Annotated in this window: 18 protein-coding genes; 7 read left to right on the top strand and 11 right to left on the bottom strand. The window is 61.7% G+C overall.

Going from position 1 to position 22,953, the window contains the following annotated elements; genetic code table 11:
• Positions 1–85: 85 nt before the first annotated feature.
• The gene (locus tag ACQ3C8_RS04195) at positions 86–1,072 is read left to right on the top strand and encodes a Bug family tripartite tricarboxylate transporter substrate binding protein (RefSeq protein ID WP_428853027.1); all 987 of its coding nucleotides are present in this window, start codon (positions 86–88) and stop codon (positions 1,070–1,072) included.
• Between the two features lie 323 nt (positions 1,073–1,395).
• On the opposite strand, the gene ACQ3C8_RS04190 is transcribed toward ACQ3C8_RS04195, so the two are convergent.
• The 3 genes from ACQ3C8_RS04190 to ACQ3C8_RS04180 form a co-directional block, all read right to left on the bottom strand.
• Entirely contained in the window at positions 1,396–3,282 is a 1,887-nt protein-coding gene (locus tag ACQ3C8_RS04190; RefSeq protein WP_428852567.1) for a DUF927 domain-containing protein, read from the bottom strand.
• A 96-nt stretch (positions 3,283–3,378) separates the two neighbouring features.
• Complete coding sequence (locus ACQ3C8_RS04185) at positions 3,379–3,597, bottom strand: helix-turn-helix domain-containing protein (protein ID WP_428852566.1); 219 nt, start codon at positions 3,595–3,597, stop codon at positions 3,379–3,381.
• Positions 3,598–4,077: 480 nt separating this feature from the next.
• On the bottom strand, positions 4,078–5,391 hold the full coding sequence (locus ACQ3C8_RS04180; protein WP_428852565.1) for a tyrosine-type recombinase/integrase: 1,314 nt from the start codon (positions 5,389–5,391) through the stop codon (positions 4,078–4,080).
• 907 nt (positions 5,392–6,298) lie between these two features.
• On the opposite strand from ACQ3C8_RS04180, the gene ACQ3C8_RS04175 reads away from it, so the two are divergent.
• Positions 6,299–7,504: an MFS transporter gene (locus tag ACQ3C8_RS04175; protein WP_428852564.1), complete on the top strand. Its 1,206-nt coding sequence runs from the start codon at positions 6,299–6,301 to the stop codon at positions 7,502–7,504.
• 38 nt (positions 7,505–7,542) lie between these two features.
• Here the strand turns inward: ACQ3C8_RS04175 and ACQ3C8_RS04170 are convergent, their stop codons facing one another.
• Positions 7,543–8,313, bottom strand: a complete 771-nt coding sequence (locus ACQ3C8_RS04170; RefSeq protein WP_428852563.1) for an AraC family transcriptional regulator — start codon at positions 8,311–8,313, stop codon at positions 7,543–7,545.
• Positions 8,314–8,458: 145 nt separating this feature from the next.
• Here ACQ3C8_RS04170 and ACQ3C8_RS04165 point away from each other — a divergent pair, with 145 nt between their 5' ends.
• The 3 genes from ACQ3C8_RS04165 to ACQ3C8_RS04155 all read left to right on the top strand — a co-directional run bounded on the left by ACQ3C8_RS04165 (position 8,459) and on the right by ACQ3C8_RS04155 (position 11,566).
• Positions 8,459–9,739 (top strand): MFS transporter, encoded by a 1,281-nt coding sequence (locus tag ACQ3C8_RS04165; protein ID WP_428852562.1) that lies wholly within the window; start codon positions 8,459–8,461, stop codon positions 9,737–9,739.
• Positions 9,740–10,385: 646 nt separating this feature from the next.
• Positions 10,386–10,760, top strand: a complete 375-nt coding sequence (locus ACQ3C8_RS04160; protein WP_428852561.1) for a hypothetical protein — start codon at positions 10,386–10,388, stop codon at positions 10,758–10,760.
• A 182-nt stretch (positions 10,761–10,942) separates the two neighbouring features.
• Positions 10,943–11,566, top strand: coding sequence for an RNA polymerase sigma factor (locus ACQ3C8_RS04155; protein WP_428852560.1), 624 nt, complete (start codon positions 10,943–10,945; stop codon positions 11,564–11,566).
• Between the two features lie 525 nt (positions 11,567–12,091).
• Here ACQ3C8_RS04155 and sctC read toward each other — a convergent pair.
• The 3 genes from sctC to ACQ3C8_RS04140 all read right to left on the bottom strand — a co-directional run bounded on the left by sctC (position 12,092) and on the right by ACQ3C8_RS04140 (position 16,871).
• A complete protein-coding gene (gene sctC / locus ACQ3C8_RS04150) occupies positions 12,092–14,080 on the bottom strand; it encodes a type III secretion system outer membrane ring subunit SctC (RefSeq protein WP_428852559.1) in 1,989 nt (662 codons plus the stop codon).
• 61 nt (positions 14,081–14,141) lie between these two features.
• The gene (gene sctU, locus ACQ3C8_RS04145) at positions 14,142–15,209 is read right to left on the bottom strand and encodes a type III secretion system export apparatus subunit SctU (RefSeq protein WP_428852558.1); all 1,068 of its coding nucleotides are present in this window, start codon (positions 15,207–15,209) and stop codon (positions 14,142–14,144) included.
• A 216-nt stretch (positions 15,210–15,425) separates the two neighbouring features.
• Entirely contained in the window at positions 15,426–16,871 is a 1,446-nt protein-coding gene (locus ACQ3C8_RS04140; protein ID WP_428852557.1) for an alanine/glycine:cation symporter family protein, read from the bottom strand.
• 168 nt (positions 16,872–17,039) lie between these two features.
• Between ACQ3C8_RS04140 and nodI the strand changes: the two genes are divergently transcribed.
• On the top strand, positions 17,040–17,981 hold the full coding sequence (gene nodI, locus ACQ3C8_RS04135) for a nodulation factor ABC transporter ATP-binding protein NodI (protein ID WP_428852556.1): 942 nt from the start codon (positions 17,040–17,042) through the stop codon (positions 17,979–17,981).
• Between the two features lie 33 nt (positions 17,982–18,014).
• Positions 18,015–18,800, top strand: coding sequence for an ABC transporter permease (locus ACQ3C8_RS04130; protein ID WP_428852555.1), 786 nt, complete (start codon positions 18,015–18,017; stop codon positions 18,798–18,800).
• A gap of 56 nt (positions 18,801–18,856) precedes the next feature.
• Here the strand turns inward: ACQ3C8_RS04130 and sugE are convergent, their stop codons facing one another.
• The 4 genes from sugE to purF form a co-directional block, all read right to left on the bottom strand.
• Complete coding sequence (gene sugE, locus ACQ3C8_RS04125) at positions 18,857–19,177, bottom strand: quaternary ammonium compound efflux SMR transporter SugE (RefSeq protein WP_009522037.1); 321 nt, start codon at positions 19,175–19,177, stop codon at positions 18,857–18,859.
• Between the two features lie 37 nt (positions 19,178–19,214).
• Complete coding sequence (locus tag ACQ3C8_RS04120; protein WP_428852554.1) at positions 19,215–20,441, bottom strand: O-succinylhomoserine sulfhydrylase; 1,227 nt, start codon at positions 20,439–20,441, stop codon at positions 19,215–19,217.
• A 200-nt stretch (positions 20,442–20,641) separates the two neighbouring features.
• Positions 20,642–21,367: a hypothetical protein gene (locus ACQ3C8_RS04115; protein ID WP_428852553.1), complete on the bottom strand. Its 726-nt coding sequence runs from the start codon at positions 21,365–21,367 to the stop codon at positions 20,642–20,644.
• Positions 21,364–22,899: an amidophosphoribosyltransferase gene (gene purF, locus ACQ3C8_RS04110; protein ID WP_428852552.1), complete on the bottom strand. Its 1,536-nt coding sequence runs from the start codon at positions 22,897–22,899 to the stop codon at positions 21,364–21,366. Before purF ends, ACQ3C8_RS04115 begins: the two co-directional genes overlap by 4 nt.
• Between the last annotated feature and the right edge of the window lie 54 nt (positions 22,900–22,953).

Raw genomic sequence — 22,953 nt, 5'->3', positions numbered from 1 at the left:
TACTGGAGCAAGTGGCATGGCGCTTGCTCCCCTTGCCCGCGCCCGCTTCGCTGCGGCAATCCAAGTACATACCAGGAGACCAGCCATGACGCCCCGTTTCACGCGCCTGATCGCGATATCACTCACCATCCTCGGCATCTCGGGCGGATTAGCCGCTCCCGCCGCCGCCGACTACCCCGATAAGCCGATCCGCCTCGTGATGCCCTATCCGCCGGGCGGGCCGACCGATCTGCTGGCGCGCGTGGTCGCGATGGAGATGACGCAGAGCCTGGGACAATCGGTGGTCGTCGACAACCGGCCCGGTGCCAGCGGTATGATCGGCACGGAGGCCGTGGCGCGCGCGAAACCGGATGGCTACACGGTCGTGGCCAATCCGTCGCTGCATATCATCAATCCGAGCATCTATGCGGACATGCGCTACGAGCCCGTGGCGGATTTCGTGCCGGTCACGCAACTGGCACAAGTGCCGCTGGTGCTGATTGTGCCGGCCACGTCGCCGACGCGCACGGTTGCCGATCTGGTGGCACTGGGCAAGTCTCGAAAAAACGGCTTGAGTTATGGATCGGGCGGAATCGCGTCCTCGCACCACCTCGCAGCCGAATCGTTCCGCACTGTCACGAAAATCCCGATGCTGCATGTCCCCTACAAGGGCAGTTCGCCGGCACTGACGGATCTCATCAGCGCGCAGGTTGACTTCATGTTCGACTCGCTCTCCTCAGCCATGCCCTTCATCCAGTCCGGACAGCTGCGCGCCATTGCCGTTACCACACGCCAGCGCTCGACGGCATTGCCCGATGTGCCGACCATCGAGCAATCCGGCTATCCGGGTTTCGATATCGGGACCTGGTACGGCATCTGGGCGCCGAAAGGCACGCCCGCGGATGTCGTGCAGAAGCTCTCGCAGCATGCTGCACGGGCATTGCAGCAACCTCAGGTCCAGAAGCGCTATGCGGCGCTCGGCGCACAGCCGGTGGGGTCGACACCCGAGGATTTCGCGAACTATCAGGCAGCGGAAACCCGCAAGTGGGCAGAGATTGTGCGGCGCGCTGGTATTCAAAAGACCCAGCCATGATCGCGGCTTGACTAAAAACTCTGGTGCCACATCAGTAAGTCTAGTCAGTGATCTTAAGAAACGAGCATTTCATGGCTGCGCAGCCCAGACGACTGTCTACCGTGACCGGCAAGATTCACATTGCTTAACAAGTTCATTTGGGTATCAACGAGAACTCATTTGGGGTCTCAGCATTTCCTGGATGCTGCGCTCGATTACAGCACGCTCTGCGCAGCATCTGACCTCCTCAACTAGGTTTACTCGTGAAGATTTCATCACGAAACTTGAATTAAATTTCGCGCATTCGAGCTTGATATAGAGTCCGACAATGACTCAGATGCCCATCAAAAGGGATCATCATCCATTTCCCCTGAGACACGCGGGACATGTGAGGCGGAGCCCAATGCGCTTTCACTATCATCCTGTCCCGCATCGAAAATTCCATTCGGGGCACTGGGACCACCGCCTTTCTGGATAACATCGACGGCCGCCGCCCGAATTGCGTAAAAATATGTACGGCTGTTCGTACCCAAAGCACGAACAAAGTGCTTGCTTTTCTTCCGCTTACTGTCATTTTTGTACAGGAGCCCCGCGTCTTCCAGCGCAGTCAAGGCTGCGGTCTTGGAAATATCACCCAAGGCATCAGACAAGCCAGTTTCGGTGAACAGGTAAAGGCCCTCAGCGTCTTTGTAGTACCCGGCCACTTTCTGAGGCAGTCGATCCATCTCCGTCGCCAATGGGAATTGGCCGGGATGAGTGGCAATAAACTCGCCGATCGCACGAATTGCTCGCCTCCCATCATCAACGTCCGGAATCGTCGCGCGCCATTTTTTCCACACCTCACGAACAGCTGCCCAAATTTCTTGCGGCGTATAAGGCAAGACCCCTGCTTCTGCAGCCATTTCACCCGCGACCCCAACCAACACAAACCGCTGGGCGGCCCGCATGATCTCCGGGGAGTCACCCTCAACAAAACATGCATTGGATACAAGCTTGGCGCGAATAGCTTCGCCCGCTTCGTGGTGGTCAACAAACCTCTCAACAAACCAATCAACAAAGGCTCGACCCGCAACGCCATAGTATTCCGAGGCAGCCTGCTTCATGTCACGGATTTTTTGGCTGACCAACGGCTGTCCGGCAAACAATCCAGACGGAGGCAAGGGAATATCAAAAATGCGTACCGCCTGCCCGCCTTTTTGATGTTGCCCGTTTTGTTGCATCAGCTCTACCAGCGAAATTTCGCCAGATGAAAAAATCAGAGTCCGCCATTTACGAGGGGTGCGGCGCTGACTGTCCGACTTCAGGCGTTCTGCCCCACGCCCGCCTGCGAGGTTATAGATTGCCCGACCAAGTTCAGCTGGATTGCGGAAGGTCCCCAATTCATCAAGCGGCAGCACCAAATCATTGTGCTCTTCCGCCAGGCTTTCCAGCGCATTTCCGGTGGCGTTCCAGCGACGACAGAATGCGTTCCCGTCGGCGCCGGGATCCCCTCCATGCCCCCATACACTTGCAATCAGCTGCAGCAAGGTCGTCTTGCCACGGCTCGTCAATCCATATAGGTTGAACCCGAAGCTATCACTATTGGCCGGACGAAGCAGCGGGGCAACGAAGCTGGCACAAATAGCAAACATGGCGAGCAAGTCCTCGCTAGCCGGTACAGCGATCCGACGCTGCCATTCTTCCAAGGTTCCGGACACCTTGCAGGACTCGCTCATCCGATTGGCCCGCTCCGGCTGGAACACACTATCCTGCTCGCCAACGACCCGTTCCGGAAATACGAAAGCAGCACGATCACCCTCAGCCCATCCCAAACGGAGTTGGGCTGTCAACCATCCCCGCCGGCGTGCCAATGACCGCGCCGCATCCAGGTAGCTGACGAGCTGCTTTTCTCTACCAGGTACGACACGGATACCACGGTCTGCAAGCATGCGCGCCAACTCTGCCGGATCACCATGCAGTCGCACGGCAGGAATACTGAGTGAAATCACCCTGTCATCCAAGGTGATGCCGGTAATCAACAGTCCGAACTCATATCCCGTCGCACCACGCGTCAAGCGTTGAATCACCAGCGGCCCGCAGATTTGCTCGGGCACGTTATCGTCTTTTTCACGACTGATTCCGTCATCCCCAAGGAGAAATGGAGATGGAATGTAATCCTGAATGTGTACTTTCGTCCCGTTCGATACACCATGATGATTAATGTCGAGACCAGCCAGGAGACGCGTCAACACAGGCGCCGTCTCGATTGTCGTGAGTGTCTCGTGCAGACTACTATGGCCCAGCAATACAGCCAATGCTTCTTCGCTCGTACTCGGAGGAGCCATCGTTCAGATCTCCCCATTCAGAAGGCGCTCGATATCCGAAATACGCCAGCGCAAACGGCCACCAATGCGGATCGGCTGAATTGGGCCACATTCATAGCAAGCCCAACGACGAAGCGACTGCGGCTTCATGGCGAGGATGGCCGCGGCCTCGTTATTGGTCAACAGGTCCCGGCCTGCTTGCAGGAACCCGGCCAACACAGGAGAAAGGGATATGGATTGCATTTGATCACCATGACCGCATATCGCGGAGAGTTGAGGTGATGAGAAATTTATCCATGTCCGCGCTTCGCGGTTGCTTGCTGACCTTAGCGGTACGTTAGCGGTCTTGGCGACACCTTAGCGGCAATGAAACCGACTACGACCTAGCATTCTTGCCCACAAAGCCCATGCGTTTTAATCGCCGCTGCAACGCTGTTATCGAACGCGGCGTCCAGGGTTCCCCAGTACGGTCGAGAAGATACGCCGCCACCTCGTCGAGAGTATTCCACGTCGCCAGGATCATCATGTCAAAGCCTCTCCCATACACAGCAATGCAGGCACCTTGATATCAAATTTGATACAAGGATGCCTGCATGATGGAGAGTTATTTTATGCCATTGCTATCGTAATTTTCTTGCGTCATGGGCAACCATGCTCAATCCGTCAAAAGCATAGATTTTCTCCTAGAACCATCACTCGACCAGAAGAACTGACGGCATTCATTTAGGCCGAAGCGATCATCCTCAACCCTGGCGACTCCTGCTCTGACTGGAACTCGATGCCAGCCTGCCCGAGCATCCAAATCTCAATCTTATCGTGCCACATACGCAGCAGATCCAAAGGACGACGACGATAATGCTTCTCTGCAATTGCGCTCGGCTTGTGACCCTGGATCTGTGCCACGATACCAACTGGTACTTCGCACCATTCCGCCAACGTGCCGAACGAACGGCGCAAACCATGTAGCGTCAGGTGTGGAAGCCCTGCGGCACGAAGCGCTCGATCATGTGCAATACGAGGTTCCTCTATGTGTCCGCTTTTCGATGACAGGCTCGAGAAAACCCACTCATTGTGACGAGGTAGTGCCTTCAGCAACGCAGCAAGATAAGGAGGCAGTGGGATCGCTCTACCGCTTTCCTGCTCCACCTTGTCGGCGATAGACAAGCTGCGCCATTGAAAATCCACATCACTCCAACGCAACTCCGCTAGTTCCTCACGGCGCGCCCCGGTAATCAATAACGCCTGAAGATATGCAGATATCACCGGATTGGTAAGCTTTCGGACATGGGCAAACCATGCCGCCAGTTGTTCGCGCTGAAGGCTATCCCCTTCTTTCGCATTCGTACGAGGTATGGAATCTTTAACTTGACGTGACTTGTACGAGTCAGCGGGAATAATGCCCCTATATTCGGGCATGTCATCCGCCCACCGGACAAACCCGCGCAGCAAGCGGAACGACAATGCCGTCATCGTTGAGCGTTGATTTGCCTCGACTTCAAGCCATTGCGCGATCCGCTCACCAGTTAGCTCTGACAGCTTCAGTGGACGGAATACCGCTAACGGACCAGCTACCGTCACTCCTTTACCACGCTTCCTGGGACGCCCACCTGCGTCTGCATGATCCACATGATCTTGATAGTGGCGCTCGCTCCAGCGCGATTTACGCGCCGCAAGATACGCATTCCATGCCTCGGAAAATACTACGTCCTGACGCCGGGCTTCTGCTTTGTAGGCCTCATGAGCGGCACGTTGTTCGGCCTCACGCTCACGAGGGTCGACCCCTTGGTCAACCAGGCGTCGTAATTCTGTCGCGCGTTCACGGGCCTTGGAAATCGACCAGGCAGCTGCTCGCCCGATTGTGATCCGCATCGTCTTTCCGTGCAGGCGTGCCTCAAATATATAAGTGCGTGCACCGCCCGCCGTTACTCGCAGGCCAAAGCCAGATAACTTCGCATCCCAAAAGAACACTTGTTGTTTGCCCGGTGGGCATGCATAGGATGCAACGCGTTCAGTTGTGAAATTTTCTCGATGGGCCAAAACTACTCCTAGCCGCGCTATCATGTAGGCGCTGTGTAGGCATTTTATCTCAACACCGAGAAATTTCTAACTACACTCACGCATACTCAAATTTGATCAATGTATTGTTTTTAATCATTTTTTTCCAGATTAAGCATTGCATTCAACGCGCACCAACATGAAACCTACGGACTGTTAATCCGCAGGTCGCAGGTTCGAGCCCTGCTCGGGGAGCCACGGAATACAAGGCCCACAAGAAATTTGTGGGCCTTTTTTCTTTTGCGCAATGCGATCGTTTGATAGACAGTCGTCCATATTGGCCACGCCTCAACGATCTTCCTGTGCCGTCCCGCACGCGCAACAAGCCCCGTCTATCCGACCGGGCTTTTTTGCGGTGCCGTTATCCAAAGGTAATCCGCCCCCACGGATGCAGGCGCGGATCACCCGCTCTCCCCCTGGAATACACCGCACCCCGGCCGGGAACGATCCCACGTTCCACGCATTGCCAACGCAACCGCCGCAAGCAGAGCTGGCGCGCATCATGTAAAGTGGAACCTCATTTTTTCGCCAGCAACGCCGCGACAGCGGCTGATCGCAGCGCGCTGCGATCCACCCATGGCCCTTGTCTGACCGTGCGCGTTGTCCGTCTGCCACCCACCCGGTGGCGATCCTGGCAGCGCATACGCACACGACTGATATCGGCCTCATGGACCCGCCCCTACCCTGATCAGGACCTGCACCGATGACGTCGGGCATGGATGCCTGGCATCCCGGTGCCGCTTCTGTATCGCCTTCTTTGTATCGTGTTCGATCCGGCCGGCATCCGCGACGATTCCTGGCTGCCTCGTTCCCGCGCGCCACCGGCCTCGCTGCCGGCCTTCTTTTCATCTGCCCCTCGCGGCATTGCCCTTCGCCCCCGTTGTTCAGAATGTCCTCTCCGTCTGATCTTCCAGCCTCCTCCGAATTTTCATTTCGCAAGATTGCCGTCCAGGCCTTTGGCCCCAGCCTGCTCTTCGGCGTCGGCGAAGGCGCCATCCTGCCGATCATTCCGCTGACGGCGCGCGATCTCGGCGCATCGGTCCCCATCGCGGCGCTGATCGTCGGCCTGATCAGCCTCGGCTCGCTACTCAACAACATCCCCGCCTCGCTAATCACCATCCGCTGGGGCGAGCGCTGGGCCATCGTCGCGGCGGGCATCTGGAGCGCCATGGGCATGGCACTGTGCCTGTGGACGTCGGACCTGCGGCTGTTTTCCATCGGCTGCCTCATGGTGGGCATGTCGCAGGCGGTCTATTACCTGGCGCGGCAGAGCTACATGGCCGAAGCGGTGCCGATTGCCTACCGCGCCCGAGCCATGTCGACGCTGGGCGGCGTGATGCGCATCGGCATGTTCATTGGCCCGTTCCTGGCGGCCGCCGGCGTCCATGCCTATGGGCTGGATGCCGCCTATGCCATCGGCATCGTCGCGGCACTCGCAGCCGCGGCCATCGGCGCACGCCTGCCGGACCTGAAGGCCGCGCCGCTGCCGGCGGGCCACGTGGCACCAGCATCCGTCACGACACTCTCCACGCTACGCGATCACCGACGCGTGTTCCTGACACTTGGTATTGGCGTGGTGCTTGTCGCCGCAGTGCGCGCCTCGCGCCAGGCCGTCATTCCACTATGGGCCGAACACCTCGCGCTGGCGCCCGCGCTCGCTTCGCTGATCTATGGACTGTCCGGCGGCATCGACATGCTCGTCTTCTACCCCGCCGGCAAGATCATGGACCACAAGGGGCGACGGTGGGTGGCCGTGCCGTCGATGCTCATCATGGGTACGGCGCTCATCCTGATGCCGTTCACCCAGGGGTTCACCACGCTGCTGATCGCGGCGCTGGCTATCGGTTTCGGCAATGGCATCGGCTCGGGCATGATCATGACGCTCGGCGCCGATCATTCACCCTCGCACGGGCGCGCGCATTTTCTTGGGGTGTGGCGCCTGTTGTCCGACATCGGCTCCTCGTTCGGCCCCGCCCTGCTCTCGTTCCTGGCCGGCAGCCTGTCGCTGGCAGCCGGCATCGCCACCACGGGAGGCATTGCCTTGCTCGCGGCGGGCGCGCTGGCTTACTGGATTCCACACCAGGATCGCACCTGACCGAAACGGCCGCCCACCAGCCCCTTCAGGGGTGCCGGCTAGGCCAGATATTCGCTGGGCGCGGCACCGAGGGCGCGCCGGAAAGCTACGGTAAACGCGCTGGGACTGCTGTAGCCGAGCTCCATCGCCACGCGCGTCACCGACTGCCCCTGCGCAAGCCGCGTCAGTGCCCCGAGCAGGCATGCCTGCTGGCGCCAGTGGCCAAAACTCATGCCGGTCTGCGCACGGAACATGCGCGTGAAGCTGCGACGGCTCATGCCGGCCTGCTGTGCCATCGCGTCGATGTCAGCCTCCAGCGTCGGCGCCTGCAGCAGCGCGAGGCACAACCGTGCCAATCGCGGGTCATGCGGCAGCGGCGCATTCAGCGGTAGCTCCGGCATCCCGGCGATCTCCTCGACGATCAGCTGCATCAGATGATCGTCGCGCCCGCCCAGGGTGTATTCCGCCGGCACGTCCACGGCGGCGCACAGCAACTCATGCAGCAGCGGCGAGACGTTGATGACCGTGCAGCGCGTCGGCAGCCCTACCGCCATGGCGACGTCCGGATGGATGTAGGCACTGCGCGTGCTGGTTGGGCCGCCCATGCGCACTTCATGCGCGATGCCGCCGGGAATCCACGACGCGCGCCGTGGCGGCACGACCCAGCTGCCCTCATCGGTGGTGACCGTCAGCACGCCGGTGCTGGCGTACAGGCACTGGCTGCGCTTGTGGCTGTGCCGGGGCAGGACATAGCCGGCAGGGTAGTCGTTGCCGACCGTCACGACATCGCGCGGCACGCCCTCATATGCTTCAACCTGGATATTTCGCATGAACGCCCCGGCCCGGCCCAAATTCGAAAAAAACGGGCCCGGCAATGAATGCGGGCCGCTTGCCATCAATTTAAAGTGAGGCTCTCGAATCGGCAAGTCCTGCTTTTATCGTGCCCCGGACCATGCCGCCTTTCCGGAAGAAATCATGTCTGACAACGCAGCTGCTCTCGGCGATACTTCGCCTGCCTTACCGACCTCCCCGACCTCCCCCGTCTCGCCACGCCTTTCGTCGCCAACCCTGGCATCGCCCAGCCCCGCACAGGGTTTCGCGGTCCGTATCGTGGGCGCGGTCGCCTTCGCCCATTTGCTCAACGACACGATCCAGGCCCTCGTCTCATCAAGCTACCCGCTGCTGAAGGCCGAGTTTGCCCTGAGCTTCACGGAGATCGGCTGGATCGCGCTGGTCTTCCAGATCACGGCCTCGCTGCTGCAGCCATGGATCGGCCTCTACACCGACAAGCACCCGAAGCCGTATCTCCTGCCGATGGGCATGGTGGTCACCCTGGTCGGTATCGGATTGCTGTCCGTCGCCGGGCAATTCTCAACGCTGCTGGTGGCGGCCGCCCTCATCGGCGTCGGCTCGTCCACCTTTCACCCGGAAGCCTCGCGCATTGCACGGCTGGCCTCGGGCGGACGCTTCGGGACGGCGCAGTCCATGTTCCAGGTTGGCGGCAACACCGGCTCGGCCATCGGTCCGCTGATGGCCGCGGCCATCATCATGCCGCATGGGCAGCCAGCCATTGCATGGTTCATGCTGGTTGCCGCACTGGCCATCTGGGTGCTGCTGCGGGTCACCGACTGGCGGCTGAAACACGCGCCGGCGCAGGTGGTGGTCAGCGGCAAGCACGCCGTTTCAGGCCTGAGCCGCCGCCAGATCATCCGCGCCCTCGCGGTCATCGCGGTGCTGATGTTCGCCAAGTTCGTCTACATCGCGGCATTCACCAACTACTTCACCTTCTACCTGATCGAACGCTTCCACGTCTCCGTGCAGAGCTCACAGTTCTACCTGTTCATCTTCCTCGGCGCCGTGGCGGCAGGTACGTTTGCGGGCGGACCGGTGGGCGACCGCATCGGGCGCAAGGCAGTGGTGTGGGTATCGTTCCTCGGCGTCGCGCCGTTCGCGCTCCTGCTCCCCCATGTCGACCTGTTTTGGACAGGGGTGCTCGCCATCATGGTGGGACTGGTGATGTCCTCGGCATTTGCGGCCCTGGTGGTGTATGCGCAGGAAGCCCTGCCGGGCCGCGTCGGTATGATCTCGGGCCTGATGTTCGGCCTGATGTTCGGGATTGGCGGACTGGGTGCAGCAGGACTTGGCCACCTGGCGGACACCAACGGCATCGTATGGGTTTACAAGCTGTGCGCCTACCTACCACTACTGGGCTTTGCCACGGCATTGCTGCCCGATACGCGCGTTCGCAAGCCATGATCGGTGAGGGAGCAGTGATGGCAACGCTCTAATCACCGCCCCTCCGATACAATTGCTTTCGACATCGCACGTGCCGTCGGCGTCATCAATCTCGGATGCGGTCATGAACAACGCCATGCGTGAAGAAAGCGCCAAGGCTGTGCGTCTCGATCGGCATGTGGCGAAACATGCCGCCTAGGAGACGCGGAAGTCGCCGAGCGAGCGGGTCCCGCCGAAAATTTCCACAATGTAAAAAACTTCAAATTCCCACGGAACCGGGTACGATTGTCGCGTTACCCACTGGCATCCATCACCATTCCCACACTCCGACGTGCCACAACCTCCGCCCCTTCTTCGCTTCATTGCCTGGCCGCCGCAGGACTGCCCGCAGCCAGATGTGGAAGAAACCACCCGCGCTGCCACCGAGCATCGGTCGCAGGCCGGAGGGCAGGCAACAGGCAGTGCGCGGGCCGAGACGGCAACGTTTCAACGTATCCATACACACTATATGTTCGCTGCAGCACTGAGACGAAAATATGGCGCCGCCATCTTCCGGGCAGTCAGCAAGGAAATCTGCCTGCGGCCGGAACCCGGCGAGGAGCTGCCCGTACGCGTCCAGGAGCGCGCCGAACACATGGCACGCACGGCGCAGACCGTGCTGTCGGGCATGGATTTCTTCACGCGCATGCAGCTGTCGCCGGTGCTGCGGCCGCCCGCCTTCGTGCAGGCCTGCATTGAGCTGGGGCTGCGGCCGAGCGCCCTCACCCAGGCGCAATGCGATGCGGCGCAGCAACTGCTCGACCAGTCGTTTGAAGATGCTGCCGCGCGGCACGAGAGTCCGGTCTCGATGGAGCAGGGCATGCAATGGCTGAAACAGGCCCTTCGCCATGTTTCCGGAGATTTGGCGCAATGCTCCGATACCGGTACCCCCTTCGATGGTACGCATCAGGCTGCGGCAAATGAAGCGGACCATGCCGGCGATCCCGCGACGGACTCTGCCACAGAAGATCCTATCCGTCGAATCATGCGCAAGCGTGGGTGAAGCGCCCGCCTCCGCAGCATCCCGCGCAAACCGAGACAGATCAAGCGTTGCGGGGTAACTGCCGACTTCACGTTGTCTTACATCTGTAGAAACAGTTGTTGACAATCACCCCAATTTCCCGCTGCTACCATCCAGTCACACATCTCGCCGGGATGAGTCGATGTCAGCAGGGGGAAGAGATCATGCAACCGCACAACGCTTTCGAGACCGCATCATGTCAGGCGATTCAGACCATCGCCACGGACGTCGTCGACGAGCAGGGCGCACCGCCCATGACAGCCGGTGACCGCGAAATCCTGTTCCGCAACCTGCTCGAAACCCATCAGAACCGTCTCTACCGCTTCATTATCCGCAACATCGGCAACCCGTCCGATGCGGAAGACCTGACGCAACAGGCCTTTGTCGAAGCCGTGCGCTCCTTCCAGTCGTTCCGCGGAGAATCCGAGCTGTCCACCTGGCTATACGGCATCGCCATGAATCTCGTGCGCAACCACCTGTCGCGCGCGCCGCACCGCCGGTTCGGCTTCGACGACGAAAGCGCACTCGATGGTACGGCATCCGAGTCGCCCGGCCCCGCCGAGAAGCTGGAGCAGTCGCAACACGTGCAGCACCTCGAAGCTGCGATGGCCGAACTGCCGCAGAGCATGCGCGATGTCCTGGTGCTGGTGGCGGTGGATGAGCTGACCTACGAGGAAGCCGCCGCCCTGCTGACCATCCCTGTCGGCACCGTGCGCAGCCGCCTGTCGCGCGCCCGCGCCGCCCTGCGCAGCCGCCTGGAAGAGCGCGGCGTGATGCTCGAGTTTTAAGACGGCACCACTTGAAACAGTGCTGATCCAGTTGCCCTGGGCAGCGATTCCAGGCTACCGGAGCAGTTGCCCCAGATCACCCAGATCAAACAAACAGCACCTCAAGAATTACCTTAGTTACCTTAACGGGCTGACCAATCATGACCGCCTCGCATGCAGGAACCCACGAGGCATGCAAGATCCATCGATGCCTGTCGCCCTTCATACGGCGACAATACCCCCGCGCTCCACTCCGCATGTCTTGACCTTGTCTCTTGATCTTCTCGCTAAATCCTCGTGACAGGGCTCGGCGTGGCGCTGGATTCTTCCCTTGAGCCGCACACCTCTCAGTTCTGATCACAACCTCCGCTCGACGTCGCGACAACACGCACGCCTGCACTGACGGGCATTGCAGCCCATCGCATCGCGTTCACATGGTTAACTAGGTGAACGCTACGGACTCCTGACACGCAACCGCGAAGCCAGCGCAGTCCTTTGTGGTCACCACAAGCCATGTCATGACGTCCGGCTACGCGTGTCCAATATCTAGCGCTCGGCCGAACCCATGCGGATCGGCGCCCCCGTCGAGGACTGCAGGCCGGTGACCGTACCAGCCCGGCCCGCCAGGGTCGTGCTTCCAGAGGCACCAGCTTCTCCCGGTGCCAGCGGAACTTCGATCAGGGGACTGGCCTTGCGCTGGATATCCTCATGCCACGTCAGCGTGGTCGGACCCAGTGCCGGACGTGCCGTCGTGGCGCCGGCCGCTACGCCGCTCGCGGGGGCGGCAGCTGGCAGGGCGGCCGCCGGCATTTTCCGGTTGTCCGGACGGGCAGATTTGCCGCCCGGCGCCTTGCCGCGCGACTCTGGCTTGAGCTCGGTACCGGATGGCAGCGGATCTCCCGGGCCGACGACTGGGGCAGCAGATGCCATGGTCGGCGAACTGATGATCTTGGGCTTGATCATGAACAGCCGCTCGCGTTTCTGGAAGCTTGAACTGCGTGTCGAGAATAGCGCCCCGAGAATAGGAATATTCTTAAGACCGGGCACGCCATCATCGCGCTCGGTACGTGCGAGCGTGTTATAGCCGCCGATCAGCAAAGTCTGATTCTCGCCGACGATGGCTTGTGTGCTTACCACGCTGCGGCGTACAGTCGGCAGCATGTCAACCTGGCGATCCTGGATCTGGCCATCCTCGATATCGACCGTGAGCTGGACGGACGGCGTTCCGCTTTCACCTGACAGGTAACGCGGCGTCACCTTGAGCGTCGTCCCGGCAGTGACGGGGGTCACGCTGGCGACGCGCTCGCCAAGCGTACGGATGTAGAAGGTTTCGGAGAGGTCGAGCAAGGCGCCGACGTTGTCAATGGTGAGGATCGACGGGCTGGACTGGATATGCGCATCGCCCTCGCCTTCCAGAGCGTGGATGCGCGAGATCAGGTAGTTGCCGGCATCGACCAGCAAGGTGGTCGGATTGATGGCGCCCGACACAGCGGCGCCAATCGAGATACCTTGCGAATCGTTGTTGTTCAGGTTGCCGTAGCCGCCTGCCACCTTGCCGATGCGCCCGCCCCACGAGATACCGAGTTCCTTGAGCTTGTCGGAGTTGATGTCGATGATCAGCGCCTCGATCTCGATCAGGGCGGTCGGCACATCGAGTTCACGGATCAGGCGCTCATACATCGGCAAACGCTCTGGGATATCCTGGACGATCAGCGCGTTGATGCGTGAATCAGCCTGGATGGTCGGCCGCCCCGCCTGGCGACCGCGGCTTGTGCGTTGCGGCGTCGCTGGCGCCGAAGCGGTATTCGTGTCGCCATTGGCCGGTGCATCCTCGACGAGCGGTGCGGCGGACCGCAATGGCGCCGCCAGTGCGCGCAGCGTGGTATTGGTCACGCCAACCGGACCGTCGCCGCCGTTGAACAGATTGCGAATTACGGTCGCCAGACCCGGGGTGGTAATCTCGCGGTCGCGGTACATGATGGTCCGGTCGTCAACCGAGGCGTGCCGCAGGCGGAACACCATGACCTGCTGCCCCGACCCGCCCAGTGGCAGGCTCTTCATGGTTCGCTCGATCAGATCGACGTAGGCTGGCGGGCCGGACACCAGCGCCACACCCTGGTCGGGCATCTCGCCCCAGCCAAAGCGAGGATCGATGATGCCCAGGCTCGTCAGCGCTTCGCGCGCACCACTGATGCTGCCGGCGGCGGTGATGCCGCGTGTCACGGTCTCGGTCGACTTCGACACATACAGGGTGCCCGAGTAGGTGAACCACGTGAATCCATAGATGCTGCTCAGGCGATTGATGAATTCCGTCGGACTCGCAGTGTTGAAGCGCCCGTTCACCATCCCGGTTACAGCCGGCGTCAGCTGTGCCGACATGCTGAAATTGCCGGCGAACTCCCGCAACACGTTATCGAGCCGGGCGTTGTTCGCGTAGTAGCTGAACGGCGCGTCCGGCCATGGTGCGGCGGGAGCTGCAAACCCCAGCGTGGCGCACCACATGAGACTGGCGCCCGAGATCCATTTTTTCCACATCGTATTTCTCCTGCTGGCACCATGCCAGTTCCGGGCCGGCGTACCGCGCCCGACGGTTTTTCTACATTTCCGCTTCCAGCGGCCCGCCCTCCGCACGCAGGCGGTTGACCAACTTCAACACCTCCACCACCGGCTCGATGAACTCGCCAGGAATGAACCGTTCCACCGGTGCGCCAGCCATCAACGCACGCGCCAGCGGCACATTGCGCATGATCGGCACGCCATGCGCACGCGCCGCTTCGCGCATGCGCTCGGCCAGCGGGCCTTCCGCCTTGGCCATCACCACAGGGAGCGGAGTGACGTCTTTTTCGTAGTACAGCGCAATGGCAATGTGCGTCGGGTTGGTCACCAGCACCGACGCCGCGGCAGCGCGTGCCTCGCTGCTGTTCTCCGCCAGTTCGCGGCGCAGGTCGCGGCGCTTCTGCTTGATGTGCGGGTCGCCTTCCATTTCCTTGTATTCACGCTTGACCTCATCCTTGGTCATGCGCAACTGCTTGAAATACTGGTAGCGTTGCCAGAACAGGTCGGCGCCGGAGATCAGGACGTATGCAATCCCCAGGTTGATGAACATCAGCTTCATCAGGATGCCCATGCCGGTACCGATGCCCTGTACGCCGGCTTGCGGAATCGCCACAAGTCCCGGCAATGCCTCCTTCGTCAGCAACGTGAGCAAGGCCGACAGAAAGAGGATCTTCAGGAGCGACTTGACGAACTCCATCACGTTCTTGGCCGAGAAGATGTTCTTCAGGTTGGCGACCACATCGAGCTTCTTGCCGTTCGGCTTGATCTTCTCGAAGGCCATTACGACGCCGACCTGCAGCCCATCGCTGAGAATGCCCAAGCCAATCACGATCAGCAGGAATGGCACCATGAACCAGACTGCCTCGCGCAGCAGGTAACCTGTCAGCACGCCCAGTGCTTCGCGGAACGGCAAGGCCAGCAGATGCTCGGGCGCCAGCAGCATGTCCGACAGCGATTCCATCATGCTGGCGCCAGCCATGACCAGGTAACCGAAGGTCGCGACGATCAGGACGGTCTGCGTGAAGTCCTTGCTGTAGGCGACATCACCCTTCTTGCGTGCATCACGCAATTTCTTGGGTGTGGGCTGCTCGGTCTTTTCGTCGCTCATCTCGGCACCGGGTCAGGTGGGCCGGCCAGGCCGGCTGCCAAGGAGCAGCCGCCCGGCCATGGACCGGAGCCCGTGGCTGGTATGCACGCCCCTTGAATGCCTCGATATGTAACAACTTGGTGAGGATCGTTCCACCACCTCTGGGATAGGGCGAACGGACTTAAGAAAACGCCCGGCGCGAAGGCCGGGCGTAGCGGATCGAAATGACGGCGTGGATCACTGCCGGGATTCGGGCTCCCGGGTTTCCCAGAAGGTCGCGTTGCGGATGCCCAGCCCGGCGGGATGGAATACCGGATCCTCGCCGGCGCGCCGCCTGGCTTCGTAGTCGCGCAAGGCCAGCAGCGCCGGCTTCTGCAGGATGAGAATGGCAATGATATTGAGCCACGCCATCAGGCCCACACCGATGTCACCGAGCGCCCAGGCCAGTTCCGCCGTGCGCACGCAGCCATAGAAGGTCGCCGCGAGGATCGTCACCTTGAGCAGGAAGAGCGCCCACGGACGATGCATCTTGCGATTGATATACGCCACATTGGTTTCTGCGATGTAGTAGTAGGCGATGACGGTGGTAAAGGCGAAGAAGAACAATGCGATGGCGACAAAGGCTGCGCCGAAACCTGGCAGCACGCTCTCCACGGCCTGCTGCGTGTAGGCAGGCCCCACGGCGATATCGGGAGCGCCGGTAAACAGCGCGCGCCCGCTCGGAGCAAAGACGTTGTAGGCGCCGGTGATGAGGATCATGAAGGCGGTCGCCGAGCACACGAACAGGGTATCGACATAGACGGAAAATGCCTGCACCAGACCCTGCTTGGCCGGATGCGATACTTCCGCCGCAGCCGCAGGGTGCGGGCCCGTGCCCTGCCCCGCCTCATTGGAATAGACCCCGCGTTTCACGCCCCACTGGATTGCCATGCCGATGACGGCGCCAAAGGCGGAATCCAGGCCGAACGCGCTGCGCAGGATCAGGCCCAGCACGGCCGGTAGCTGCTCGATATGCAGGACAATAATCACCGTAGCGATCAGGATGTAACCACATGCCATGAAGGGCACGGCGAACTCCGCGAACACGGCGATCCGCTTGACACCGCCAAAGATGATCAGCCCCATCAGCGCCACGACAACCGCCCCCGTGACGACCGGCGGAATCGCAAACGATTGCTGCATGGCAGCGGCGATGCTGTTGGCCTGCACACCGGGCATGAGCACACCGCAGGCAATGACTGTCGCCAGCGCGAATAGCCACGCATACCACTTCAGCCCCATGGCCTTCTCGATATAGTAGGCCGGCCCGCCGCGATACTGTCCGTCGACCTTTTCCTTGTAGATCTGCGCCAGCGTCGATTCGATAAAGGCCGTGCTGGCGCCGAGGAATGCCACGGTCCACATCCAGAACACCGCACCCGGGCCGCCAAAGGCAATGGCCGTGGCCACGCCGGCAATGTTGCCGGTACCGACGCGCCCCGATAGCGACATCGCCAGCGCCTGGAACGAGCTGACGCCTGCGGCGGAACTCTTGCCGTCGAACATCAGCCGGACCATCTCCACGGCATGGCGCACCTGCAGGAAGCGGGTCCGTACCGAAAAATAGAGGCCTGTCGCGAGGCACAGGTAGACGAGCGCGGGACTCCATACCAGGTCGTTGACGGTCTTGACCCACTCATGCATGCCTGTGCTCCTGTCATATCATCGTTGCGGCCCGGTATGATGGCGGAAACGACGCCGATCATCAATTGCGGCCTGGTGGCTGCGCGTGCCGGGGCTGTCGATGTTTTAGCCGGTTTGTGCGCCATTTGCCAGCAACCTCAACCAGAGTGGACCTGCCACGGGACAGCCATGACGACCTCGCCGCCACGTCTTCACGCCGATCATCCCATGCTCGCGCTGCAACAGGTCAGCAAACGCTACCGGGATACCCTGGTGGTGGATGGGCTCGACCTCGAGGTCACGGCCGGACAATGCGTCGGCCTGCTCGGGCCCAATGGCGCCGGCAAGACCACCACCATCCGCATGCTGCTCGGCATGACAATCCCGGATACCGGTGCCATCACCCTGTGCGGTGAACCCATCCCCCTGCGCGCAGCGCAAGCGCGTCGGCGCGTGGGTGTGGTGCCGCAATTCGACAACCTCGATCCGGATTTCAGCGTCCGCGAGAACCTCCGCGTCTTCGGACGTTATTTTGGCCTGGCCCCGCGCGTGATCGAGGCGCGCATTCCTGATCTGCTGGCCTTTGCACGCCTGGAGAACAAAGCCGATGCCGAGGTCCGCCAACTGTCGGGCGGCATGCGTCGGCGGCTGACGCTGGCCCGTGCGCTGATCAACGATCCCGATGTCCTGGTGCTGGACGAACCGACGACCGGCCTCGATCCGCAGGCCCGCCACCTGATCTGGGAACGCCTCAAGTCGCTGCTGGCTGCCGGCAAGACCATCCTGCTGACCACGCATTTCATGGAAGAAGCCGAACGATTGTGCGATGTGCTGTACATCATCGACAGCGGCCGGAAGATCGCCCAGGGCTCACCACAGGCATTGATCGCCGAGCAGATTGGCTGCGACGTGGTGGAAGTCTACGGCGACGGCGCCGCGCAATGCCTTGCGCGTCTCGAACCCCTGGCCGAACGCGTCGAGGTGCGGGGCGACACGCTGTTCTGCTATGTGCGCGACGCCGCGCCGCTCATGGCGGCGCTCAAGCCGCTGACGCACCTGCGTTACCTGCACCGCCCGGCCAACCTGGAAGATGTCTTCCTCAAGCTGACCGGCCGCGAGATGCGAGACTGACATCCGACCGCGTGACGATCTCCGGACTTTTCCATGCCCTATCCCCAGTCGCCCTTTCCGCTCAACCTCACCAACTGGCGCGCCGTCTGGTACCGCAACTACCTGGTGTGGCGCAAGCTGGCCGTGCCGTCCATGGTCGGCAACCTGGCCGACCCCATGATCTACCTGTTCGGCCTCGGTTTCGGCCTGGGGCTGCTGGTCGGGCAGGTGGATGGCGTGTCGTACATCGCCTTTATCGCGGCCGGCACCGTGGCATCAAGCGTGATGATGACTGCCAGTTTCGAGTCGATGTATTCCGCCTTCTCGCGCATGTTCGTGCAGCGCACGTGGGAAGCGATCATGCATGCGCCGTTGAACCTCGGGGATATCGTCATCGGGGAAATCGCCTGGGCCGCCAGCAAGGCCGTGCTCAGCGGCATGGCGATTCTCGCCGTGGCGAGCGTGCTCGGTTACGCGCACTGGCCCCATGCGCTCTGGGTATTCCCGATCATCGTGCTGGCAGGCGTGATGTTCGCCAGCCTCGCCATGATTGTCACCGCGCTTGCGCCGAGCTATGACTTCTTCATGTTCTACCAGACGCTTGCCATGACGCCGATGCTGCTGCTGTCGGGCGTCTTCTTTCCGCTCAGCCAGTTGCCCGCACCCGCGCAGGCCGTGGTGCAGATCCTGCCGTTGCCGCATGTGGTGGCGCTGATCCGGCCTGTGATGCTGGGACAGCTGCCCGCGCAGCCGCTGCTGCACCTGGCCGTAATCACGGCCTATACCGTGGCGGGCGTGGTCACGGCCCTGCTGCTGACGCGTCGGCGCATGCTGCGCTGAGTGCCGGCCAGGCTTCAGCGCACAAAGGCCGAGCATCTTTCTGGCGTGCCGTCGAATCAGTCGGCGCTGAAGTATTTCAAGCCGACGATCCCCGCCACGATCAGGCCGATACAGACCAGCCGCGCGACAGTTGCCGGTTCCTTGAACAGCACGATGCCGAGGATGGCCGTGCCCACTGCACCGATACCGGTCCATACGGCGTAGCCGGTGCCAACCGGGATCGAGCGCAGCGCCAACGACAGCAAGACGACACTGATCGCCATCGCCACGAGCGTGAACACGCTCGGCCATAGCCGCGAGAATCCTTCGGTGTATTTCAGGCCGATGGCCCAGGTCACCTCGAACAATCCCGCGATCAGCAGAATCAGCCAAGCCATGCTGTCTCCTTGTGCCCACCGCTTTTGGTAGCCAAGGTCAGATCTCGCAGCTATCGAGACCACGCGCCAGATCAGCCTGCAGGTCAGCCACGCTTTCCAGCCCCACGGCGAGGCGGATCAGGCCTTCGGAGATGCCCGCAGCTGCCTTGGCTTCGGCCGTCATGCGGCCATGGGTGGTAGTCGACGGATGCGTGATGGTAGTGCGGGTGTCACCGAGGTTGCCGGTGATGGAACATACCTTGGTCGAATCGATGACACGCCATGCATTGGCGCGCTGCGCCTCGGGCGAGGCACCGCGCACCACGAACGAGACGATCGCTCCACCACCCGACTGCTGGCGCATGGCGATGGCATGCTGGGGGTGCGAGGGCAGCGCGGGGTGATAGACGCGCTCGACGTTGGGATGCGACTCCAGCCAGGTGGCCAGCGTGAGTGCGCTGGCGGAATGGCGCTCCATGCGGATTGCCAGCGTCTCCATGCCCTTGAGGATCACCCAGGCATTAAAGGCCGACAGGGTCGGGCCGGCCTGCCGCACGAACGGGAAGACCTTGCCCATGATCAGCTCGCGCGAGCCTACGATGGCGCCGCCCAGCACCCGCCCCTGGCCGTCGAGATGCTTGGTGGCGGAATGGATGACGATATCGGCACCGTGCTCGAGGGGACGCTGCAGAATCGGCGTGCAGAAGCAGTTGTCGACGGCGAGGAGCGCGCCCGCTTCCTTGGCGACAGCCGAGATCGCACGGATGTCCGACACCTCGGTCAGAGGGTTCGATGGCGTTTCCAGGAAGAACAGCTTGGTGTTCGGCTTGACCGCCGCGCGCCATGCCTCCGGCTTGGTCGGATCGACATAGGTCGTCTCGATGCCAAAGCGCCCGAAGATGCCAGAGAACATCTGGATGGTCGAGCCGAAGATCGACTGCGAGCTGACGATATGGTCACCGGCCTGCAGCGTGGCCATGACCAGGGACATGATCGCGCTCATGCCCGAAGCTACGGCCATGCAGGCCTCCCCGCCTTCCAGCGCGGCCAGGCGGCTCTGGAACATGGCCACGGTCGGATTGGTGAAGCGCGAATAGACGAACCCTTCCTCGGCGTTGGCGAAACGGTGCGCGGCCTCGGCGGAGTTGTCGAAGCAGAAGCTGGACGTCAGGTACAGCGCCTCCGAATGTTCCATGAACTCGCTGCGCAAGGTGCCGGCGCGCACGCCAAGTGTATCGAGGCCAAACTGGTCAGGGTTCAGGTCGGAATTCTGGGGGGTCGTCATGATGGTATCCGGAGCGGCGAGGCCGCAATAAAAAAAGCCCGTTCGGGCGACGCGCTGGCGTCGGAACGGGCCCTTGGCGAAAACACCGGCGACGTCCGCCGGCTTTCCGCTGCGCTTTAGCTGTTTGGGGGCCCGCCCCGCGTCCGCAAGCTACGAGTCAAATCGACGCAAAACCATGTTACGGCGTCCCGCCAGCAGCGTCAACTGGCGCGCGCCTCCTGTTTCTCTTCGTTGGCCAGCGCCACTGCATCCGCGAGCAATTGGTCAGGCTCAAGAATCGTCAGTCCGCGCCCTGCCGCGACTGCCTGTGCGACTGTTACTTCGGCGACGCGCTGCGCGGTCATCGGCATGTTGCGCTTGCCCACCATGGTATGGGTGATCTGGTCGATCGCCCCGCGGACCATGCGTGCGAACCATCCCTCTTCCTTCCGACCCATGCCCCACGTCGAAGGGCGCACGACCAGCAGCGTTTCGAACGGTAGCGCAGCCAGTTCCAGCTCGGCAACGTTCTGCAGCTTGTTGTGCAGCGCGGCCGGCTGCGAAAAGGCGGAAATCGGCGTGATCAGGATGAAGCGCTGCGCGCCATTGGCGAGTACGCGCCGCGCAAGATCGAGAACGGCATCCTCGCTGACTGTGTGATAGACCTCGGTGCGGCGCAGATGGTCGTCGGCGCTGCCGACCACGCAATATACATCGTCGGCCTGCAGGGCATCTGGCGCTTCGACGCACACAAGCTTGAGCACGGTGCCGCTGATGGGCTGCCGCGACCAGGCGAAAACCTTGTCATAGGCGGTCTGGCCCAGCAGCTGATCGAGCATGCGCTCACCCAGCCGGCCTCCCGCGCCCATCAACAGGGCCGTACGGCGCGGCGCCTCCGTGGCTGCACCGCGCAGGCCCATGCCAAGCGCCTGGTCGAGCTGCTTCACTCCTGCACCGCGCGCTGCAGATGCAGCTGGGAACGCTCATGGTCACCGGCGCCGTCGCGGTCCGACTTGGCCGCCGGCGCGTTACGCGCTTCCTCGAGCGAATCGAGATAGGCCTCGTCGATGTCGCCGGTGATGTAGTGCCCGTCGAAGCAGGACGCCTCGAACTGGTCGAGTGCGGGATTGATGTCGCGCACGGCCTGCTTCATGTCTTCGACATCCTGATACACCAGCAGGTCGGCGCCGATAATGCGGGCAATTTCCTCGTCGGTACGGCCATAGGCCACCAGTTCGCCACGCGTCGGCATGTCGATGCCATACACGTTGGGGAACTTCACCGGCGGTGCGGCGGAGGCAAAAATTACCTTCTTGGCGCCGGCATCGCGCGCCATCTGCACGATCTCGAACGAGGTGGTACCGCGCACGATCGAATCGTCGACGATCAGGACATTCTTGTCCTTGAACTCGATCGCCATGGCGTTGAGCTTCTGGCGCACCGATTTGCGGCGCACGGCCTGCCCCGGCATGATGAAGGTGCGACCCACGTAGCGGTTCTTGAAGAAGCCTTCGCGGTACGGCACGTTGAGGACCTTGGCCACCTGCATGGCAGCCGGACGGCTGGAATCGGGAATCGGCATGACGACGTCGATGTCGATGTCCTTGACCACGCGGCGGATCTTTTCAGCCAGGTAGTCACCCATGCGCAGGCGCGCATCGTAGACCGGCACGCCTTCGATACAGGAGTCGGGCCGTGCCAGATACACGTATTCGAAGATGCACGGTGTGAGCACCGGGTTGTCGGCACACTGCTGCGTATGCAGCTTGCCCTCGAGATCGACGAAGATCGCTTCGCCCGGCAGAACATCACGCTCCATCTTGTAGCCGATGCCTTCGAGGGCCACCGATTCCGAGGCCACCATCCACTCTTTGCCCGTGGGTGTCTCGACGCTGCCGAGACAGAGCGGCCGGATGCCGAACGGATCGCGGAACGACAGCATGCCGTAGCCGGCAATCTGCGCGACCACCGCATACGAGCCGCGCAGGCGGCGATGCGCACCGGCTACGGCCTTGAAGATGGTGGCCGGATCGAGCATGTTGCCCTGGCTGGCGCGCTGCAATTCGTCGGCCAACACGTTCAGCAGCACTTCCGTGTCGGAATGCGTATTGATATGGCGACGGTCACGGCGGAACATTTCCTCGCGCAGCTGCTGCGAGTTGGTGAGGTTGCCGTTGTGGGCGAGGATCACGCCAAACGGCGCGTTCACGTAGAACGGCTGGGCCTCTTCTTCGCTCGATGCGGAGCCGGCAGTCGGATAGCGTACCTGGCCGATGCCCGTGGTACCCGGCAGCCCGCGCATGTTGCGGGTACGGAACACGTCGCGCACCATGCCGTTGGCCTTGTACATGTGGAAGGTGTTGCCGTTGGCGGTCGCAATGCCCGCAGCATCCTGACCACGATGCTGCAGCAGCAGCAGGCTGTCATAGATCAATTGATTGACGGGAGAGGACGAAACCACTCCGACGATACCGCACATGTCAATCTCCCAGAGAGACGGTTCATTCAGCCCGCTGCAACCGTGCGGCAGGCA

It is taken from the genome of Imbroritus primus (assembly GCF_964332355.1).
GTDB lineage: Bacteria > Pseudomonadota > Gammaproteobacteria > Burkholderiales > Burkholderiaceae > Imbroritus > Imbroritus primus.
The sequence above is the reverse complement of the archived record's forward strand: the minus strand, read 5'-3'. Positions and strand labels throughout refer to the sequence as shown.

What these genes read in the sequence shown, in the direction of transcription:
- ACQ3C8_RS04195 (WP_428853027.1), top strand. Translation starts at nt 86, where the DNA reads ATGACGCCCCGTTTCACGCGCCTGATCGCGATATCACTCACCATCCTC.
- ACQ3C8_RS04185 (WP_428852566.1), bottom strand. Translation starts at nt 3,597, where the DNA reads ATGCAATCCATATCCCTTTCTCCTGTGTTGGCCGGGTTCCTGCAAGCA.
- ACQ3C8_RS04175 (WP_428852564.1), top strand. Translation starts at nt 6,299, where the DNA reads ATGTCCTCTCCGTCTGATCTTCCAGCCTCCTCCGAATTTTCATTTCGC.
- ACQ3C8_RS04170 (WP_428852563.1), bottom strand. Translation starts at nt 8,313, where the DNA reads ATGCGAAATATCCAGGTTGAAGCATATGAGGGCGTGCCGCGCGATGTC.
- ACQ3C8_RS04165 (WP_428852562.1), top strand. Translation starts at nt 8,459, where the DNA reads ATGTCTGACAACGCAGCTGCTCTCGGCGATACTTCGCCTGCCTTACCG.
- ACQ3C8_RS04160 (WP_428852561.1), top strand. Translation starts at nt 10,386, where the DNA reads ATGGATTTCTTCACGCGCATGCAGCTGTCGCCGGTGCTGCGGCCGCCC.
- ACQ3C8_RS04155 (WP_428852560.1), top strand. Translation starts at nt 10,943, where the DNA reads ATGCAACCGCACAACGCTTTCGAGACCGCATCATGTCAGGCGATTCAG.
- sctC (WP_428852559.1), bottom strand. Translation starts at nt 14,080, where the DNA reads ATGTGGAAAAAATGGATCTCGGGCGCCAGTCTCATGTGGTGCGCCACG.
- sctU (WP_428852558.1), bottom strand. Translation starts at nt 15,209, where the DNA reads ATGAGCGACGAAAAGACCGAGCAGCCCACACCCAAGAAATTGCGTGAT.
- ACQ3C8_RS04140 (WP_428852557.1), bottom strand. Translation starts at nt 16,871, where the DNA reads ATGCATGAGTGGGTCAAGACCGTCAACGACCTGGTATGGAGTCCCGCG.
- nodI (WP_428852556.1), top strand. Translation starts at nt 17,040, where the DNA reads ATGACGACCTCGCCGCCACGTCTTCACGCCGATCATCCCATGCTCGCG.
- ACQ3C8_RS04130 (WP_428852555.1), top strand. Translation starts at nt 18,015, where the DNA reads ATGCCCTATCCCCAGTCGCCCTTTCCGCTCAACCTCACCAACTGGCGC.
- sugE (WP_009522037.1), bottom strand. Translation starts at nt 19,177, where the DNA reads ATGGCTTGGCTGATTCTGCTGATCGCGGGATTGTTCGAGGTGACCTGG.
- ACQ3C8_RS04120 (WP_428852554.1), bottom strand. Translation starts at nt 20,441, where the DNA reads ATGACGACCCCCCAGAATTCCGACCTGAACCCTGACCAGTTTGGCCTC.
- purF (WP_428852552.1), bottom strand. Translation starts at nt 22,899, where the DNA reads ATGTGCGGTATCGTCGGAGTGGTTTCGTCCTCTCCCGTCAATCAATTG.